Raw genomic sequence first — 18,808 nt, 5'->3', positions numbered from 1 at the left:
TCCCTCTCAGAAGCTGTATTTGACGTTGAGGCTCAGGTAGTCGCGGTCGGTGCGCTTGTTCGACAAGCCGCCGCCGCTGTAGCCGACGTAGCGGGCTCCGACCGTGAAAGCTTCCTGATAGATGGCGTCGAGGCCCAGCGACCAGCTCTGCGCTTCCTCGTCGAGGCCGTTGGTGAGCTGGGGGGCGACGCCGTTGATGCTGTACTGGTAGCTGAGGCTGGGCGCCAGGGTGACCAGGTTGAACACGTTGCTGTAGGTCAGCTGTAGGCTGGCCTGGGCGCCGTAGGCGCTGCTGGTGGCCTCGTAGTAGTCGACGTCCGACTCCAGGCCCTGCACCCGGCTGGCCACCAGTTCGCTGAACAGGGTCGCGGAGTTGGCGCCGAGCAGCCCGGTGAAGTTGTAGATGGCCGACAGCGAGGCCTGGACCATGTCCTTCTCGCGGTAGCCATCCAGGCGCGTGCCCACCGGCAGGCCGGCGAGGTTGCCAAACAGGGCGTCCGGCAGGTACTCGCCCAGGCCCAGGGCGATCGGCGTGTCCGGTCGGTAGCTCAGCTCGCCGGCCAGCGACAGGCCGTTGAAGATGCTGTCGCCGCCGACCGAGGTGTTGAAGCTGACGCCGAACAGGTCGCGCTTCTCCAGGTATTCGGCGTAGTAACGCGAGCTGCTGGCGTCCGGCAGCAGGCCGACCACCGGTACCAGCACCGGCTGGCCGACGGTCAGGCCGATCATCGGCACCTGCATGTTGTAGCGCAGGTAGTAGAAACCCAGTTCGGTGTCGTTCAGCTGCGGCACATACCAGCGCAGGGCCACGCCGTACTGGGGCGAGTCGTCGCCGTCGATGTCCTGCGCCCGCGGCATGAAGGTGCGCGGCAGGTAGCCGCGGATCAGCTCGTTGACGAAGCCGGGGCCGAGCGCCTCGCCGTAGGCCGCGGCCACGGCCGGGCTGTCGAAGGCAGTACCGAGAATAGCCTCCTGCAGCGGCGCCACCGACAGGTAGTTGCAGCCCTCGCCGAGCACGTCGAGGGTCGAGTAGTAGGTGCCGCAGGGGTCGATCTTCGACGCCTCCCAGGCCTTGCCCGGCTGCCAGTAGCCCTCGATGCTGAGGTTGTCGCGCAGCTCGAAGGAGGCATAGACCATGGCGGTCGGCATATAGGCCTCCTTGATCTCCGAACCCGGGGCGCGCAGCGCGTTGATGTCCACCGGGTTGGTCGCGCCAATGCCGTTCTGGTAGAACAGCGACTCGCCCCAGTTGATCACCTGACGGCCGAGACGGGCGTTCAGCGCGCGCTCGCCCAGCGTCCAGCTGCCGTAGACGAAGGCGTCGAGCAAGTCGGCGCTGGAGCCGGCTTCGTCGAGGCCGGCGTCGCTGATCGGGCGATGGCGACGCTCGTCGTCTTCGAGCTCGAAGTCGTAGAAGGCGCGGCCGCGAACGAACAGGCCGTATTGTTCCCGATAGCGCAGGTCCAGCTCGGAGACGGCCTTGACCACCTCGGAGAACAGCTCGCCCTTCTTGAAGTTGAGGTTGCCGTCGTCGGAGTTGATCAGCGCCGTGTTGTCGCCCGTGCCGCCATTGGCGCGGGCGATCAGCTTGCTGTCCTGCCCCTCCATGCGGTAGCTGACGCCGTAGGACAGGGTGGTGTCCAGCGACACGCCCCAGTCGCCATGACGGGTCTGAAACCCCTGCACCACGCCGAACGGCAGCGCCCCGAGCAATGCCAGGCCGGCTGCCGCCAGGCCCCTTCCTTGATGTGCCACGATGACCTCCAGCTGTTGTTTTTATCGGAATCGGAACATCGGTTCCGAATAAACTAGTACGCTGGTTTCAGCCTGGCAAGCCCCCGGTTCTATTTTTCTCTTCTCCGCAGCGCTCAAGCCCGCCGCATTCGCCTGCAGGCCAGGATTGGCGCGGCCTGCAGTACTTGACGGAATCGGAATTCCTGTTTCAATTCGATGCGCGGTACCCATAACAACAACGGAGAATTCCGCCATGTCCCGTCTTCGCACCGCCTGTCTCTGCCTGCTGTTGCTGTCCCTGTCCACCCTCCAGGCCCAGGCCGCCTCGCGCTGCAGCGAGCGCGCCAAGAGCCTGCTGCTGCCAGCCAAGGTCAGTTGCAGCTATCAGTCCGCCTGGATCGATTCCGGCCTGGTCGGCCAGCGCCAGGTGATCTACCAGACGCCGCTGGGCACGCCTCCGGCCGCCGGCTGGCCGGTGGTGCTGATCTACCAGGGCTCGTTCTTCCCGCTCGACGACTTCACCTACTACAGCAATATGCCGTTCGGCGGCTTCTACGAGGGCAAGCTGATCCAGCGCCTGCTCGACAACGGCTACGCGGTGGTTGCGCCGAGCGCACCGGCCGATCTGTTCTGGCAGACCAATATCCCCGGGCTGGCGCAGCACTACGAGCTGAGCACCGACTACGACTTTCTCGGCAACGTGCTGGAGGCCATCGCCGCCGGCCATTTCGGCCCGCTCGACGCCAGCCGCCAGTACGCCACCGGCATCTCCAGTGGCGGCTACAACAGCAGCCGCATGGCAGTGTCCTTCCCCGGCCGGTTCAAGGCGCTGGCGATCCAGTCCGGCTCCTACGCCACCTGCTCCGGGCCGCTGTGCAGCGTGCCGACGCTGCCGGCCGACCATCCGCCGACCCTGTTCGTGCACGGCTTCGTCGACCTCACCGTGCCCTGGTGGAGCATGGAGCTGTACTACGACCGCCTGCTCCATCAGGGCATACCGACCGCGCGGCATACCGAGGCGCTGGGCGGGCACGAGTGGTTCGCCAGCTCGCCGGGCAAGATCCTCGCCTGGTTCCAGAGTCATCCCTGACCGCTAACGCGGTCTACGAGACGTGGCAGGCGGCCAGGCCGACGCGCAGGGCTGCGGCATCCTGCGCCTCGCTGAAGATCAGCTCCAGGCGCGAGTCCTTGCGCCATTCGCTGGCGCGCCAGCCCTCGCCGGCCTGGCCGTGCAGGGCATTGAGCGAGCGCCAGCCGTCTTCGCCGTGCAGCACCGCCTTGGCCCGGCGCCAGTCCAGGCCGTCCAGCCAGCGCTGCACCCGGAGCAGGTCGAAGCGCTGGCTCGGGTGCCAGCGCCAGCCGATGCTCCAGCCTTCGGCCTGATCCTGGATCAGGCAGATGGGTTCGTCCGGCGTGCGCCACAGCTGTGGCAGGGGTGCTGCGGCGCTGGGCAGTGCGGCGGCGCTAAGGTTGCCGGCCTGCGCGGAGCGGCCCGGCAGCAGCGCCAGTTCGAGACGGCCCTGGGTGGTCCAGAAGAGTGGCAGCGGCGGCAATGCGGCGGCGATACGGGCGCGGTCCTCGGCGCTCAGGCGCTCGCTCTTGTTCAGCAGCAGCAGGCCGGCGCCGTCCAGAGCCAGGCGCTGGCTGTCGGGCAGCGCCTCGCCGCGGGCCAGGGCGGCGGCGTCCAGCACCAGCAGCATCGGCTGCACCGCCAGCACCCCAATCCAGGGCGGCTGGCGCAGCTGCTCCAGCAGTTGCAGCGGGTGGCCGAGGCCGGATGGCTCGATCAACAGGCGATCCGGCCGCGCCCGGCGCAGCAGACGACCGAGGCCGACCTGAAAGGGCGCGCCGTTGACGCAGCACAGGCAGCCGCCGGCCACCTCGGCGAGGGCGACGCCATCCTCGCCGCGCTCCAGCAAAGCGGCGTCCAGGCCGATCTGGCCGAATTCGTTGACCAGCACCGCCCAGCGCTCGGCCGCCGGCTTCTGCGCCAGCAGCTGGCGGATCAGGCTGGTCTTGCCGGCACCGAGGGGGCCGGCGATCAGGTGGGTGGGGATCTGACTGAGCATGGGCCTATGGTCGACGGTCTTGGCTGCCGTTGCCAGCACAGACTGCAGGTGGACGGCATGCTAGATTCGCCGGCAATTTGCTCTGGAGTCGATACGATGCGTGCGTGGTTGCTGCCGTTCTCCCTGTTGCCCGGCCTGGCCCTGGGCGAGGCTTGCGTGGTGCACAGCCAGGCCGAGCGCCTGGACGTGCAGCTGTGCCAGGAGAACCGCAATATCCCGAGCCAGCTGTTCCGCGAGGGCTTCTGCCAGCCGCAGTTGCAGGGCCAGAAGGTGGAGGTGGAGTTCCTCGAACAGTGCCCCGAGGGCGCCTACGGCGTGTGCCAGGAGGCGCGGGCCGGCAGCGGTCTGTATCGACAGGACATCCACTACTACGGCGTGGCCAGCGATGCGCTGTATCTGCAGCCGGCCTGCACCAGCCAGTATCAGGGCACCTGGATCGAACCCTGACATCAAAACGTCACCCAAACAGCGCCTAATGACTGCGGGTACCTCACATGGCCCTCATGTCGAGTCACGCGTCGACATGATCTCTTGGTGCTTAAGGCCGGGGCAGTCGCTCCGGCCTATTTTTTTGGTTCGCCATCCCGTGGGTTGAGGAGCCCGCGACGAAGCCCAACGGAAACCGTCGCTACTTCCCTCAGGCCAGCCAATCCAGGGTCAACAGCAACCGCCGTTCGCCGGCCGGCGGCTGCGGCGAGCGGTGGATCAGCCCACGGCCTTCGTTGCCCTGCCATTTCTCGCCCTTGGCCAGCGCCACCTGGCCGGCCTGCAGCTGACGGATCGCTGCCGCGTCCTGCGGCTCGGCCGACCCATCGCCCAGGCGCGCGCGCGGCATGCCGCCCTCCTCCAGCCACTGGCTGCCGACCCCGGCGTAGCTGGTGATCAGCCGCAGCGGCACGTGGTCGACGTGAAAGCGCGGGCACATGGCCTTGTCCAGCACACGCAGGCGCAGGCCGATGCGCTCGGCATCGAGCAGGCAGGCGTAGGCGCGCACCAGCCAGGCCACGTCGGCGAGAAAGGCGGCCTGGCCCGGCAGATCGGCGTACTGCGCCACCAGGCCGTCGAGATTCGGCGCGCTGTCGGGCGTCGCCAGCTCCAGGGTCATGGACTGCGCCAGGGATTCGCCCTGGGCCAGCAGCGCCGCGGCGAAGTCCTCGATCTGCGCCGGCAGGCGGCGCTGCCAGACGGCCAGGTTGACCTCGTCGCGCAGCACCTCGGTGAGCACCTGGATATCCTCGCCCAGCGCCTGACGCGGCGCCGGGCGCAGCTTGAGGGCCAACATCAGGCCGCCTCCTGCTGCCAGGCGCCGAAGGGATCGGGCAGCAGACGCCAGGCCTCCGGCCCGCCGGCCATTTCCTCGTCGGTGAGCAGGCAGGCGTCCAGCTCGGCGGTCAGCCGGGCGAAGTCGATGTTCTGGCCGATGAACACCAGCTCCTGGCGGCAGTCGCCGACCTCGGCACTCCAGTGCTGCATGATCGCCTGCAGCCCCTCCTCGTCCTGCGGCCAGTGCTGCTTGGCCACGAAGCGCCACCAGCGCCCGGCCAGGCCATGGCGCATCAGGCCGCCGGCCTGCGACCAGCTGCCGGCTTCCTGGTACTTGCTGGCCAGCCAGAAGAAGCCCTTGGAGCGCAGCAGGCGACCGTTGACCCAGTCGCGGGCGATAAAGTCGAAGAAGCGCTGCGGATGGAAGGGCCGGCGCGCGCGGTAGGCGCTGGAGGCGATGCCGTATTCCTCGGTTTCCGGCACGTGCTCGCCGCGCAGTTCCTTGAGCCAGCCCGGCGCCTGCGCGGCGCGCTCGAAGTCGAAGCGGCCGGTGTCGAGGATCTTGTCCAGGGCGATCTGGCCCATGCTCATGGCCTGGATCTCGGCGTGGGTGTTGAGGCCACGGAGGATGGCCATCAGCTCCTCGCGCTCGGCCTGGCTGATCAGGTCGATCTTGCTGATGAGGATGACGTCGGCGAACTCCACCTGCTCGATCAGCAGGTCGGTGATCGAGCGCTCGTCCTCCTCGCCCAGGGTTTCGCCGCGGCTGGCCAGGCTGTCGGCCTCGTGGAAGTCGCGCAGGAAGTTCACCCCGTCGACCACCGTGACCATGGTGTCCAGCCGCGCCAGGTCGGACAGGCTGCGGCCCTGCTCGTCGCGGAAGGTGAAGGTCTCGGCCACCGGCAGCGGCTCGCTGATGCCGGTGGATTCGATCAGCAGGTAGTCGAAACGGCCTTCGCTGGCCAGGCGGCTGACCTCGTCGAGCAGGTCCTCGCGCAGGGTGCAGCAGATGCAGCCGTTGCTCATTTCCACCAGCTTCTCTTCGGCGCGGTTGAGGCTGACGTCCTGCTGGACGGTGGCGCCGTCGATGTTGATTTCGCTCATGTCGTTGACGATCACCGCGACCTTGCGGCCCTCGCGGTTCTTCAGCACATGGTTGAGCAGGGTGCTCTTGCCGGCGCCGAGAAAGCCGGACAGCACGGTAACGGGTAGACGCTGATTCATGGGGGGTCCTCGTTCAGTCACGGTCACGCTGATGTTTTTCGCGCTGCTCCTGGCGCTCCTTGGCCTCGATGCACAGGGTCGCGGTGGGGCGCAGCAGCAGGCGCTTGAGGCCGATGGGCTCGCCGGTTTCGGCGCACCAGCCGTATTCGCCGCGCGCCAGGCGTTCGAGCGCCTGGTCGATCTTGTCCAGCAGCTTCTTTTCCCGCTCCAGCAGGCGCAGCTGCCACTGGCGCTGCTCCTCGGCGCTGCCGATATCGGCGACGTCGCTGCTGGTCTCGCGCTCGCGCAGTTCGGCGAATTCCTCGTCGATGCGCGCCTGCAATTCGGCACGCTGGGCCAGCAGCAGGGCGCGGAAGAAGCGCTGCTGGGCGTCGTTCATATAGGCGTCGGCGGGCTGGGCGAGCAGTTCGGCTTCGGTAGGCACAGTCAGGGTCATGGCACATCGGCTGGTTTATTTTTTAGTGTTATAACATAACATTCAATCGAACCAGCAACCCATGGATTTGCGATGAACGTACAGACCCTGCCGGACATAGCCGCCCAAGCCACCCACCACGACCTGCCGCTGGACTGGGTCGGCATGGCCGGCATCGCCCTGCCGCTGCGGCTGGCCGGCCAGACGCTGACGGCCCAGGCCGATATCGGCGTCAGCCTGATTGATGGCGGCGCGCGCGGCATCCATATGTCACGCCTGTACCTGGCCCTGCAGGCGCTGGCCGGCCAACCCCTGGACGTGCCGGCGCTGCAGCGGCTGCTGGACGACTGCCTGGGCAGCCACCGCGAGCTGTCGGACAGCGCCAGCCTGACCCTGCGCGGCGCGCTGCCGCTGGAGCGCCCGGCGCTGATCAGCCCGTTGAGCGGCTGGAAGCACTACCCCTTCGAGGTTCGCGCACGCCAGGACGGCCGCCAATTCCAGGTCGAACTACAGGTCGAGCTGGCCTATTCGTCGACCTGCCCGTGCTCGGCGGCGCTGGCCCGGCAGCTGATCCAGCAACAATTCAACGAAGATTTTGCAGGCAAAAACCTCGATCGCGCCGACATCATCGGCTGGCTCGGCAGCACCCGGGGCATCCTCGCCACGCCGCACAGCCAGCGCAGCACGGCGACCCTGCAACTGCGCCTGAACCCGGATTGCAAGGAGCTGCCGCTGCTGGCGCTGCTCGACGGCGCCGAGCGCGCCCTCGGCACGCCGGTGCAGACCGCGGTCAAGCGCGCCGACGAGCAGGCCTTCGCCCTGGCCAACGGGCAGAACCTGATGTTCTGCGAAGATGCCGCGCGGCGCCTGCACCGCGCCCTGCGCCAGCTGCCGCAGGCCAGCGCCTTGCGCGTGCGGGTGGTGCACGCGGAAAGCCTGCACGCCCACGACGCGGTGGCCGAGAGCCGCTGGAACTGGGGGTGAGGCACGAGCCGCTGCCCCGCCCGGCCATAAACGCCGGCGGGCCTGCGACGGCGCTGGGCGCATTCAGAGGGGCGAATCCCGTGGCCTCTATGCTTAGATGGAGGCCACCCGCGAGCTAAGGACGCCCCATGCAGATCGAGCTGATCGAGATCCGCGATCACCTAAAGCGCTTTCCGCCTTTCGACAAGCTGCCGGAGGAGACCCTGGGCGAGATCGCCCGCCAGGTGCAGGTCGGCTACTTCAAGGCCGGCAGCGAGATCCTCGCGCCGGGGGCGCCGATCCATGAGCTGCACTACGTGCGCAGCGGCGCGGTGGAGATCCACAGGCGCAGCGGCGAGCTGCACAACCGCCTGACCGAGGGCGAGATCTTCGGCCAGGCCGGGCTGATGGGCGGCAACCGCGTGCGCCTGTCGGCGCGGGCGCTGGAAGACAGCCTGATCTATTTCATCCCCGGCGTCCTGTTCCACCAGCTGTGCGAGCAGTTCGACAGCTTCGCCGACTTCGTCGAGCTGGTCGGCCAGTCGCGCCTGAAGTCGGCGCTGGAGGACAGCCAGGGCAAGGCCAGCGAGCTGATGAAGATCACCGTGCGCAAGCTGGTCACCCGGGCGCCGGTCAGCGTCGTGCCGGACACCCCGGTGCAGGAAGTCGCCCGGGTGATGACCGAGCACAGCGTGTCCTCGGTCATAGTCGTGGCGCCGCAGAAGGACGCCGCGTCGGCCGCCGGCGAGCGCCCCGCGCAGCGGATGGCCGGCATCCTCACCGACCGCGACCTGCGCACCCGCGTGCTGGCCGAAGGCTTGCCCGGCCACACCCCGGTCAGCCAGGTGATGTCGCCCGATCCGATCACCACCCAGGCCGACGACTCGGTATTCGAAGCCATGCTGAGCATGCTGCGGCACAACATCCACCACCTGCCGGTGCTCAGCCGCAACGTGCCGGTGGGCGTCATCAACCTGGCCGATATCGTCCGCTACGAGTCGCGCAGCAGCCTGTATCTGGTCAACGGCATCTTCAACAAGCAGTCGGTCGAGGAGCTCAAGCGCCTGACGCCGGACCTGCGCGCCACCTTCCTGCGCATGGTCGCCGACGACGCCAACGTCAACATGGTCGGCAAGGCCATGAGCGGCATCGGCCGCGCCTTCGCCCAGCGCCTGCTGGCGCTCGCCGAGCACAAGCTCGGCCCGCCGCCGGTGCCCTACTGCTTCATGGTCGCCGGCTCGCTGGCACGCGACGAGCAGCTGCTGCTCACCGACCAGGACAACGCCCTGGTGCTCGACGACAGCTTCGACCCCGCCCTGCACGGCGACTACTTCGCCGAGCTGGCGCAGTTCGTCAACGACGGCCTGGCGACCTGCGGCTATGCCTACTGCAAGGGCGGGATCATGGCCAACAACCCCAAGTGGCGCAAACCGCTGCGGGTATGGCGCGACTACTTCATCCAGTGGATCGAGCAGCCCAACCCGGAGACCCTGCTCAACGCCAGCATCTTCTTCGACCTCGACGGCGTCTACGGCGCCACCGAGCTGGTGGAAAACCTCAAGGACCTGCTCGCCAGCCGCGCCAGCGGCAACCCGGCGTTCCTCGCCGCGCTGGCGCGCAACGCGCTCAATCGCACGCCGCCGCTGGGCTTCTTCCGCACCTTCGTGATGGAGACCGACGGCCAGCAGAAGCACATCATCAACCTCAAGGGCCGCGGCACCGCGCCGCTCACCGACCTGATCCGCGTGCACGCCCTGGCCTGCGGCTCCCGCGCGCAGAACTCGCTGGAACGACTGGACGCCATCGCCACCACCAAGCTGCTGCCCAACGAAGCGCTGGAGGGCCTGCGCTACGCCTTCGAATTCCTCGGCCTGGTGCGCATCCGCCACCAGGCGCACGACCTGCAAGCCGAGCGCAAACTGAGCAACTACATCGAACCGGAGCAGATCAGCAGCGAGGAACGGCACAACCTCAAGGAAGCCTTCCAGATCGTCAGCAATGCGCAGAAATTCCTCCGCTTCCGCTATCCGGCGCAGCCCATGGGGCGCCTGTGATGAGCGCCGCGAACTGGTCCGAGCGCCTGCGCCAGCTCGGCGAAGCTGCCCGCGATCCCCGCCTGGCGGCCTTCTACCGCGCCGGCTGCCCGGCCGCCGAGACGCCGCTGGGCGAGGCGCCGCTGCTCGCCCTGGACGTGGAAACCACCGGCCTGGAGCCGGGCCGCGACGCCATCGTCAGCCTCGGCCTGGTGCCCTTCGATCTGCGCCGCATCCGCTGCCAGGAGGCGCGCTACTGGGTGGTGCGTCCCAGCAGCGAACTGCACGGCGATTCGGTGACCTTCCACCACATCACCCACTCCGACGTGCGCCATGCGCCGCCGCTGGACGCGGTGCTCGGCGAGGTGCTCGAGGCCCTGGCCGGCAAGCTGGTGGTGGTGCACTACCACCGCATCGAACGCGGCTTCCTCGACCAGGCGCTGCGCCGCCAGCTGGGCGAGGGGTTGCTGTTCCCCCTGCTCGACACCATGGCGCTGGAGGCGCGCCTGCATCCACGCAGGCGTCCCGGCCTGCTGGGACGCCTGCGCGGGCAACGGCCGATCTCCATACGCCTGGCCGACAGCCGCCAGCGCTACGGCCTGCCGGCGTACCGCGCGCACCATGCGCTGAGCGACGCCCTGGCCACCGCCGAACTGCTGCAGGCGCAGGCGGCCACTCATCACTGGACGCATACGCCGGTGGGCGAGCTGTGGCACTAGCCGCGCCCCAACCTTCGCAGGGGAATAGCCGGCGCGCCCCGAACGCCCATGAAAAAAGCCGCGATACCCAGCGGCATCGCGGCTTTTTCTCCAGTGCCAGGGGCTCCTCGCACAGACGCTAGTCGCGCGACAGCACCCCGGCCCCGCCCGGCAGCGCACGCGGCTCGCTGAGCAGGCCCTTGATGACGGCGACGCAACCCACCAGCAGCACCAGGGTGAACGGCAGGCCGGTGGACACCGCCATGGCCTGCAGTGCCACCAGGCCGCCGCCGAGCAACAGCGCCACGGCCAGCGCGCCCTCGAGCAGCACCCAGAACGCCCGCTGCGGCAGCGGCGCGTTGACCTTGCCGCCGGCGGTGATGGTGTCGATCACCAGGGAACCGGAGTCCGACGAGGTGATAAAGAACAGCACCACCAGCACGATGGCCACGAAGGAGCTGATCGCGCTGATCGGCAGCTGGTCGAGCATGACGAACATCTTCAGCTCCAGCGCCGCCTGCTGCAGCTCGGTCAGACCGCCCAGGGCTTGATGCAACGCGGTGCCGCCGAAGGTGCTCATCCACAGCACCGACACCAGCGACGGCACCAGTAGCACGGCGATGAGGAACTCGCGCACGGTGCGGCCACGGCTGACCCGCGCGATAAACATGCCGACGAAGGGCGACCAGCTGATCCACCAGGCCCAGTAGAACGCCGTCCAGCCCTGGCTGAAGTTGGCGTCCTCGCGACCGATGGGGTTGGACAGCGCCGGCAGGTACTGCAGGTAGGCACCGAGGTTGTCCAGCACGCCGCTCAGCAGCAGCGCGGTGGGACCGGCGACCACCACGAACAGCAGCAACAGCAGGGCCAGGCCCAGGTTCAGCTCGGACAGGCGCTTGACCCCCTTGTCCACGCCGGCCAGCACCGAGCACAGCGCGATCAGGGTGATGACGGCGATCAGCAGCACCTTGGTGGTGGTGTCGGCCGGCAGGCCGAACAGGCTGTGCAGACCGGCGGAGGCCTGCTCGGCGCCCAGGCCCAGCGAGGTGACCAGGCCGAACAGGGTGGCGAACACCGCGAGGATGTCGATCACATGCCCCGGCCAGCCCCACACCCGCTCACCCAGCAGCGGGAAGAAGATCGAGCGGAACGACAGCGGCAGGCCCTTGTTGAAGGCGAACAGCGCCAGTGCCAGCGCGACTATGGCGTAGATCGCCCAGGGGTGCAGGCCCCAGTGGAAGATGGTGGTGGCCATGCTCAGCCGCGCCGCCTCGGCGGAATCGCCAGCGGCCGCGCCGAGCGGCGCCCAGTCGCTGCGCGCGCCGTTGTCGCCGACGGCGATGCCGGCCAGCGACGAGTCGTAGTGCGACATCGGCTCGGCCACGCCGTAGAACATCAGGCCGATGCCCATGCCGGCGGCAAACAGCATGGCGAACCAGGACGTGTAGGAGTAGTCGGGCCGCGCCAGCGTGCCACCGAGGCGTACCTTGCCCAGCGGCGAGACGATCAGGCCGAGGCACAGCAGCACGAAGATATTGGCCGAGCCGATGAAGAACCACGCCAGGTTCTGCGTCAGCCAGTCGCGCACGGCCTTGAACAGCGGCTCCACCTCGTTGTGCAGGGCCAGCGCCAGCACCACGAACAACAGCGCGCTGAGCGCCGAGACGATGAAGACCGTGCCGTGGATATCGAGATTGACCAGGTAGCGACCGCGGATATTGTCCTGGCCGACCACGTAGTCGGTGTCTATCAGAGTGGCGGCGCCGCTCGGGGCGGGTATACCGTCGTCGTTGGCTGTACTGGGCCCCTTGGACCCTTGGGCATGGCTCATATGGCTGCTCCTTATAGTTATCGCGTGCTCGACGCGGCGCGCGGCGCAGTGCCGAACGCGGAGGCCGACGCTAACAGAAGGAAAAACCGGCCTGCGCGGCGCAAGCGGCGCGGGGCTATCCAATAGCGACGAGGGCGGCGCTTGGCGATGGGGGGGCGCCGCTCCTACAGGAGGGTGTCGAACCCGAGGTCGCGGGGCCCGCGCATAAAAAAGCGCGCCCGCAGGCGCGCTCTCCGGGGCGGCGAGGCCGGCGCTTAGCGCGGCTCGCTCAGCAGCCCCTTGACGATGGACACGCAGCCCACCAGCAGCACGATGGTGAACGGCAGCCCCGTCGACACCGCCATGGCCTGCAGCGCCACCAGGCCGCCGCCGAGCAGCAGGGCGATGGCGATCACCCCTTCGATGCTGGCCCAGAACACCCGCTGCGGCACCGGCGCGTTGACCTTGCCGCCGGCGGTGATGGTGTCGATCACCAGGGAGCCGGAGTCCGACGAGGTGATGAAGAACACCACCACCAGCACGATGCCGATAAAGGAGGTGATGGCGGTCAGCGGCATTTCGCCGAGCATGCTGAACAGCTTCAGCTCCAGGCCGGCGTCCTGGGCGCCGGTGAAGCCGTCCACCAGCAGCTGGTTGATCGCGGTGCCGCCGAAGGCGGTCATCCACAGCACCGACACCAGCGACGGCACCAGCAGCACGGCGATGAGGAACTCGCGCACGCTGCGGCCACGGCTGACCCGGGCGATGAACATGCCGACGAAGGGCGACCAGCTGATCCACCAGGCCCAGTAGAACGCCGTCCAGCCCTGGCTGAAGTTGGCGTCCTCGCGGCCGATGGGGTTGGACAACGCCGGCAGGTACTGCAGGTAGGCGCCGAGGTTCTGGAAGAAGCCGGTGAGGATGGCCAGGGTCGGCCCGGCGATGATGACGAACAGCAGCAGCGCCAGGGCCAGCGCCATGTTCAGTTCGGACAGGCGCTTGACCCCCTTGTCCAGACCGGCGACCACCGAGGCCAGGGCGATGATGGTGATGGCGACGATCAGCAGCACCTTGCTGGTGTCGGTGGCGCTGATGCCGAACAGGTACTCAATACCCGCGGCGGCCTGCTCGGCGCCGAGACCCAGCGAGGTGACCAGGCCGAACAGGGTGGCGAACACCGCGAGGATGTCGACCACGTGGCCCGGCCAGCCCCACACGCGCTCGCCGAGGATCGGGTAGAAGATCGAGCGGATCGACAGCGGCAGGCCCTTGTTGAAGGAGAACAGCGCCAGCGCCAGCGCGACTATGGCGTAGATCGCCCAGGGGTGCAGGCCCCAGTGGAAGATGGTGGCGGCCATGCCCAGGCGCACCGCCTCCTCACTGTTGCCGGCGGCGCCGGCGAGCGGCGCCCAGTCGGTGCGCACGCCGTCCTCGCCGAGGGTGATGCCGGCCATCGCCGAGCTGTAGTGCGACATCGGCTCGGACACGCCGTAGAACATCAGGCCGATGCCCATGCCGGCGGCGAACAGCATGGAGAACCAGCCCGCGTAGCTGTAGTCGGGCGTGGCGTCCTTGCCGCCGATGCGCACCCTGCCCAGCGGCGAGACGATCAGGCCGAGGCAGAGCAGGACGAAGACGTTGGCGGCGCCGATGAAGAACCAGGCCATGTGGTGGGTGAGCCAGTCGCGCAGCGCGCTGAACAGCGGCTCGACCTGGTTCTGCAGGGCCAGGGCCAGCACCACGAAGATCACCGCGACCAGCGCGGAGATGCTGAAGACCTTGCCGTGGATATCCATCGAGAAGATGAATTTGCCCTGGATGTTGTCCTGACCGATGACGTAGTCGGTGTCGATCAGGTTGGCCTCGCCGGTCGGGGCCGGGATGCCGTCGGGGGTTGCCGCTGCGGGTGGCGGGGTCATGTCATGCGAAGGGACGTTTCCCATGTGGCGTGCTCCTTGATGCGTTTGACTCGCTGAACGAGCGTGAACAGGACGGTCTGCCCTCCTCAAGTAAAGACGACCCACCTTTGGGTCGAACCGACAAGGGTAACAGATGAAACCGGCTCATGCAGAAACAGGCCTGCATGAAAGTGCCAAATACAACGGCTAAAACGCCCTCTGCCATTCGCCGCGGGGCCGTGGCAGGATGGCCGGCGAACGGCGCGCAACGCCCGTGGTCAGCTGGATACGGCCCCCGCAGCGAGGAAGTCCATGGAGTTTGGCATCCCCCACCTGTTCGCCTGGCTGATCGCCGCGATCCACGGCCTCGGCATGCTCGCCGCGATCCATGCGGTGCTCACCGTGCGCACCGCCCAGGGCGCCCTGGCCTGGGGCCTGTCGCTGTTCTTCATGCCCTACCTGACGCTGCTGCCCTACCTGGTGTTCGGCCGCAGCCGCTTCGATGCCTATGTGAAGGCGCGCCGCCAGGCCGACGCCGAGATGCGCCAGGCCATGGCCGCGCAGGACTGGCGGCCATGGGTCGAGGAAGCCAAGGCCGCGCACCAGGCGCCGGCCTACCAGCGCCTGCGCGCCCTGCCGCGGCTGTCACGGATGCCCGGCCTGACCGGCAACCGGGTGCAGCTGCTGATCGACGGCGAGGCCGCCTTCGCCGCGCTGTTCGAGGCGCTGCAGGGTGCGCAGCGGGCGATCCTGCTGCAGTTCTTCATCATCCGCGACGACGCCCTTGGCCGCCGCCTGCAGCAGCTGTTGCTGGCCCGCGCCGCCGCGGGGGTGAAGGTGCATGTGCTCTACGACGGCATCGGCAGCCACGCCCTGCCGCGGCCCTATATCGACGCGCTGCGCGCCGGCGGCGTGCAAATCCACGCCTTCCCCACCCGCGGCGGGCTGTTCAACCGCTTCCAGCTGAATTTCCGCAACCACCGCAAGATCGTCGTGGTCGACGGCCAGATCGGCTTTCTCGGCGGGCTCAACGTCGGCGTCGAGTACCTCGGGCAGAAGCCGCCACTGGCGCCCTGGCGCGACACCCACGTGGAGGTGCGCGGCCCGGTGGTGGCCAGCCTGCAGGAGGCCTTCGCCGAGGACTGGTTCTGGGCCTGCCACCAGTTGCCGCCGCTGCTGCTGCCGCACAAGCAGGACGAGCCGGGAGTGCTCTGCCAGGTGATTGCCAGCGGCCCGGCCGACCCGCAGGAGACCTGCTCGCTGCTGTTCGTCGAGGCGATCCAGGCGGCGCGGGAGCGGGTCTGGCTGAGCAGCCCCTACTTCGTCCCGGACGAGGCGGTGTCCGCGGCGCTGCGCCTGGCGGTGCTACGCGGGGTGGACGTGCGCATCCTGCTGCCGGCACGCCCCGATCACCGGGTGGTCTACGCCGCCTCCAGCCTGTACGCCTTCGAGGCGCTGCGCGCCGGGGTGCGGATCTTCCGCTACCAGCCGGGCTTCCTCCATCAGAAGGCGCTGCTGATCGACCAGAGCGCCTGCCTGCTGGGCAGCGCCAACCTGGACAACCGCTCGTTCCGCCTGAACTTCGAGGTCAACCTGCTGACCCTGGATGCGGCCTTCGCCGAGCAGGTGGCGAGCATGCTGGAGGAGGATTTCAGCCGCTCGCGCGAGCTGGTCAACGCCGACCGGCGCAACCTGCACCGCTTGCAGCAACTGGGCATGCGCGTGGCGCGGCTGATCTCGCCGATTCTCTGAGCCGCGACTATGGTTAAGGGGCCGCCCGCTGCTTGCCGTCAGCGAGACCCCGCGATGAAGACACCGCTCGCCCTGCTGCTCTGCCTTTGCCTCTGCCTCGATGCCCTGGCGCAGGAGCCGATTCGCGTCGGCGTCGAGCTGCAGCCCTACCAGCCCTACTCCGACGTGCACGACCGCGAGTACCGCGGCTACGCCCGCGAGCTGCTGGACGCCTTCGCCGCCGAACGCGGCTACCGTTTCGTCTACGCGCCGCTGCCGGTACGGCGCCTGCTCGGCGATTTCCTCGGCGGCCGGCTCGACCTCAAGTTCCCCGACCACCCGCAGTGGAACGCCGACCAGAAGGCCGGCCACGCCATCCGCTACAGCCAGCCGGCGGCACCCTACATCGACGGCATCCTGGTCAAGCCGGCGCACCTCGGCCAGGGCCAGGCGCGCATCCGTCTGCTCGGCACGCAGAACGGCTTCACCCCCTGGCCCTATCTGGAGGAGATTCGCGCCGGGCGCATCAAGCTGATCCAGGCCAACCAGATCGACTCGCTGCTGCGCATGGCCATGAGCGACCGGGTAGACGCGGTGTACCTCAACCCGCGGGTGGTGGCCCACCACCTGCGTCAGCTACGCCTGGCTCCGGACGCCCTGGTGTTCGATGCGCAGCTGGCGCACGTGGAGGATCACTACTACCTGTCGAGCATCAAGCGCCCGCAACTGATTGCCGAGTTCGACCGTTTCCTGCTGGAGCGGGCCGAACTGGTGGGGGAAATCCGCCGTCGCCACGGGCTGTGAGCCGGCCCGTGGCGATGCGGTGGTGGATCAGTACTTCCAGCTGACGCTCATGCTGGCGTTGCGCGGGGCCGCGTAGTAGGCCTGGCTCCAGTAGAGGCTGGTCAGGTACTTCTCGTCGGTAACGTTGTTGAGGTTGGCCGAGACGCTCCAGTTGGGATCGATATCGTAGCTGGCCATCAGGTTGACCACCGCATAGGCATCCTGCTCGGCGATGCCGTTGTACACCTTGTCCTGCCAATTGAGGCTGGCGCCGACCTTGAGCTGCTCCAGGCCGGGAATGCGGTAGGTGGTGGAAGCCTTGAACATATGCTTGGGCGAGTAGGTCACCGCGTGCTTGTCCTCGGCGTCGGTGATGTCGACGAAGGTGTAGCCGGCCATCGCCTGCAGGCCCGGCAGCAGTTCGCCGGAGACCTCCAGCTCGTAGCCCTCGCTGGTGATGCCTTCGACGGCGCGGTAGATGGTGGTGGAACCGACCATGCCCGCCACTTCGGCGACGTTGTCCTGCTCGGTGCGGAATACCGCCAGGGAGACATTGACGCGGTCGTCGAACAGCTCGCCCTTGATCCCGGCTTCGTAGTTGACCCCTTCCACCGGCGCCAGGCGCGAACCGGTGATATCGGTCTTGGTCTGCGGGTCGAAGATCTCGGTGTAGCTGGCGTAGACCGAATACTGCTCGGTGAGGTCGTAGACCAGGCCGGCATAGGGCACCACCTTGCCGCTGTTCTTCGAGGACTTCGCCAAGCCGTAGTTGGTGCCGTCGCTCTTCAAGTCGACCACCCGGGTACCGGTGATCAGGCTGAGGTCGTCGGTCAGGCTCCAGCGCGCGGCACCGTAGACGCTCTTCATGCGGTCGGTGAAATCGCTGCCGGCGGTGCCGGCGTCGTTACGCGGCTGCGGATAGTTGCCGTCCCACTCTTCCAGCGGCGGCAGGGCGGTGCCGGTGGAGGAGTCGTACCAGGAGATGTCCTCCAGCTCCGAACGCGACCAGCTGGCGCCGAGCACCGCATCGTGCTCGCGGCCGGCCAGGGCGAAGGCGCCGCTGAGCTGCAGGTCGGCGATCACCTGGGTGTTCTTGTCCTTGTACTCGGAGGGATAGCTGAACAGCCCCAGGCCGGTGGTGCGATCCGGGGTACCGTAGACGTAGAACAGCGAGCCGTCGCCCTCCTTCTTCACATGGGTCAGCACGGCCTTGGCCTGCCAGCCGTTGCCCAGGTCGTGGGCCAGTTCGGCGAAGGTGCGGTTTTCCTGCACGTCCCAGTAGGCCCAGTCGGCCGAGGTGCTGGTGGAGCGCGAGTAGTCGGTCTTCGAACCGTCGCTGTAGTTGAGCGGCAGGGCGCCCCACATCGGCGAGTTGGCGTCGCTCTTCTGCAGGGTATGGCCGATGGTGAACAGGGTCTTGTCGCCGAGGTCGGCCTCCAGCACGCCGTGGAACACGTTCTTCTCGCGCGAGTACATGTCCAGGTAGGAGTTCTTGTTCTCGTGGGCGTAGACCGCACGGCCGCGGATGTTGCCGGCGTCGGTCAGCGCGCCGGAGACGTCGGCGTCGATGCGGCGCTTGTCCCAGGAACCGCCGGTCAGGTCGATGCGCGCCTGCGGCGTGGCGGTCGGGCGCTTGCGCACGAAGTTGATGGTGGCCGAGGGGTTGCCGGTGCCGGACATCAGGCCGTTGGCGCCGCGGATCACCTCGACGCGCTCGAACACCGCGGTATCGATATCGCCCTCGACGTTGCCGTAGACGAAGGGAATGCCGATGCCGTCGTACTGGAAGTTGGTGATGTCGAAGCCGCGGGCGGTGTAGTAGGTGCGGTCGGTCTCGACCTCCTGCACCTGGATGCCGGTGGCCATCTTCAGCGCGTCGTTGACGCTGTCGAGGTGGAAGTCGTCGAGCTGGGCGCGGGTGATGGTGGAGATCGACTGCGGGGTCTGCCGCGGGGTCAGGTCCAGCTTGGTCGCGGCGCTGCTGGGCTGCGACTTGTAGCTGTCGACTTCGGCCGCTTCGGCGGCACCGACCACGGTCTGGGCATCCAGCTCGAGCTGTTCCTGCTCGGCGGCCAGGGCCTGGTTGAAACTGCAGGCGGCCGCAATCGCCACGGCCAGGCGGTTTTTTCTACTGAACAAGGGACTTCTCCTAATGCGCTGTCGATGGCTGCGATTCGTCCCTTGGCA

At 67.9% G+C, this 18,808-nt stretch carries 15 protein-coding genes; 7 read left to right on the top strand and 8 right to left on the bottom strand.

Annotated elements, in window-relative coordinates; translation table 11 throughout:
• Nucleotides 1-6: 6 nt before the first annotated feature.
• A complete protein-coding gene (locus ACW9UL_RS00325; RefSeq protein WP_457788473.1) occupies nucleotides 7-1,755 on the bottom strand; it encodes a DUF1302 domain-containing protein in 1,749 nt (582 codons plus the stop codon).
• A gap of 232 nt (nucleotides 1,756-1,987) precedes the next feature.
• Here ACW9UL_RS00325 and ACW9UL_RS00320 point away from each other — a divergent pair, with 232 nt between their 5' ends.
• Nucleotides 1,988-2,824 carry an extracellular medium-chain-length polyhydroxyalkanoate depolymerase gene (locus ACW9UL_RS00320; protein WP_397498163.1) on the top strand — a complete coding sequence of 279 codons (837 nt, stop codon included), beginning with the start codon at nucleotides 1,988-1,990 and terminating at the stop codon, nucleotides 2,822-2,824.
• A 13-nt stretch (nucleotides 2,825-2,837) separates the two neighbouring features.
• On the opposite strand, the gene ACW9UL_RS00315 is transcribed toward ACW9UL_RS00320, so the two are convergent.
• A complete protein-coding gene (locus tag ACW9UL_RS00315; protein WP_457788472.1) occupies nucleotides 2,838-3,803 on the bottom strand; it encodes a CobW family GTP-binding protein in 966 nt (321 codons plus the stop codon).
• 96 nt (nucleotides 3,804-3,899) lie between these two features.
• Here ACW9UL_RS00315 and ACW9UL_RS00310 point away from each other — a divergent pair, with 96 nt between their 5' ends.
• Nucleotides 3,900-4,250 (top strand): NADH:ubiquinone oxidoreductase, encoded by a 351-nt coding sequence (locus tag ACW9UL_RS00310; protein ID WP_457788471.1) that lies wholly within the window; start codon nucleotides 3,900-3,902, stop codon nucleotides 4,248-4,250.
• 190 nt (nucleotides 4,251-4,440) lie between these two features.
• Here ACW9UL_RS00310 and ACW9UL_RS00305 read toward each other — a convergent pair whose 3' ends face one another.
• Genes ACW9UL_RS00305 through dksA form a run of 3 tightly spaced genes read right to left on the bottom strand, consistent with a single transcriptional unit; the run spans nucleotide 4,441 to nucleotide 6,726 of the window.
• Nucleotides 4,441-5,085 carry a DUF1826 domain-containing protein gene (locus tag ACW9UL_RS00305; protein ID WP_021443110.1) on the bottom strand — a complete coding sequence of 215 codons (645 nt, stop codon included), beginning with the start codon at nucleotides 5,083-5,085 and terminating at the stop codon, nucleotides 4,441-4,443.
• A complete protein-coding gene (gene zigA, locus ACW9UL_RS00300) occupies nucleotides 5,085-6,290 on the bottom strand; it encodes a zinc metallochaperone GTPase ZigA (protein ID WP_021443111.1) in 1,206 nt (401 codons plus the stop codon). The genes ACW9UL_RS00305 and zigA overlap by 1 nt, the downstream gene beginning before the upstream one ends.
• A 13-nt stretch (nucleotides 6,291-6,303) precedes the next feature.
• Nucleotides 6,304-6,726 carry an RNA polymerase-binding protein DksA gene (gene dksA, locus ACW9UL_RS00295; RefSeq protein ID WP_021443112.1) on the bottom strand — a complete coding sequence of 141 codons (423 nt, stop codon included), beginning with the start codon at nucleotides 6,724-6,726 and terminating at the stop codon, nucleotides 6,304-6,306.
• 72 nt (nucleotides 6,727-6,798) lie between these two features.
• Here dksA and folE2 point away from each other — a divergent pair, with 72 nt between their 5' ends.
• The 3 genes from folE2 to ACW9UL_RS00280 all read left to right on the top strand — a co-directional run bounded on the left by folE2 (nucleotide 6,799) and on the right by ACW9UL_RS00280 (nucleotide 10,420).
• Complete coding sequence (gene folE2 / locus ACW9UL_RS00290) at nucleotides 6,799-7,689, top strand: GTP cyclohydrolase FolE2 (protein WP_457788470.1); 891 nt, start codon at nucleotides 6,799-6,801, stop codon at nucleotides 7,687-7,689.
• 128 nt (nucleotides 7,690-7,817) lie between these two features.
• Nucleotides 7,818-9,722, top strand: a complete 1,905-nt coding sequence (locus ACW9UL_RS00285) for a DUF294 nucleotidyltransferase-like domain-containing protein (RefSeq protein ID WP_457788469.1) — start codon at nucleotides 7,818-7,820, stop codon at nucleotides 9,720-9,722.
• The gene (locus ACW9UL_RS00280; protein ID WP_021443115.1) at nucleotides 9,722-10,420 is read left to right on the top strand and encodes a 3'-5' exonuclease; all 699 of its coding nucleotides are present in this window, start codon (nucleotides 9,722-9,724) and stop codon (nucleotides 10,418-10,420) included. Before ACW9UL_RS00285 ends, ACW9UL_RS00280 begins: the two co-directional genes overlap by 1 nt.
• Nucleotides 10,421-10,538: 118 nt before the next feature.
• Here ACW9UL_RS00280 and ACW9UL_RS00275 read toward each other — a convergent pair whose 3' ends face one another.
• Entirely contained in the window at nucleotides 10,539-12,230 is a 1,692-nt protein-coding gene (locus ACW9UL_RS00275) for a BCCT family transporter (RefSeq protein ID WP_457788468.1), read from the bottom strand.
• 254 nt (nucleotides 12,231-12,484) lie between these two features.
• The gene (locus ACW9UL_RS00270) at nucleotides 12,485-14,152 is read right to left on the bottom strand and encodes a BCCT family transporter (protein WP_457788467.1); all 1,668 of its coding nucleotides are present in this window, start codon (nucleotides 14,150-14,152) and stop codon (nucleotides 12,485-12,487) included.
• A gap of 267 nt (nucleotides 14,153-14,419) precedes the next feature.
• Between ACW9UL_RS00270 and cls the strand changes: the two genes are divergently transcribed.
• Nucleotides 14,420-15,859 (top strand): cardiolipin synthase, encoded by a 1,440-nt coding sequence (cls, locus tag ACW9UL_RS00265; RefSeq protein WP_457788466.1) that lies wholly within the window; start codon nucleotides 14,420-14,422, stop codon nucleotides 15,857-15,859.
• Nucleotides 15,860-15,913: 54 nt separating this feature from the next.
• Nucleotides 15,914-16,642, top strand: coding sequence for a substrate-binding periplasmic protein (locus ACW9UL_RS00260; protein ID WP_457788465.1), 729 nt, complete (start codon nucleotides 15,914-15,916; stop codon nucleotides 16,640-16,642).
• Between the two features lie 27 nt (nucleotides 16,643-16,669).
• Here ACW9UL_RS00260 and ACW9UL_RS00255 read toward each other — a convergent pair whose 3' ends face one another.
• The gene (locus ACW9UL_RS00255) at nucleotides 16,670-18,760 is read right to left on the bottom strand and encodes a TonB-dependent siderophore receptor (protein WP_457788464.1); all 2,091 of its coding nucleotides are present in this window, start codon (nucleotides 18,758-18,760) and stop codon (nucleotides 16,670-16,672) included.
• Between the last annotated feature and the right edge of the window lie 48 nt (nucleotides 18,761-18,808).

It is taken from the genome of Pseudomonas sp. PL-6, from assembly GCF_054110165.1.
This window is presented reverse-complemented; position numbering and strand designations above follow the sequence as displayed.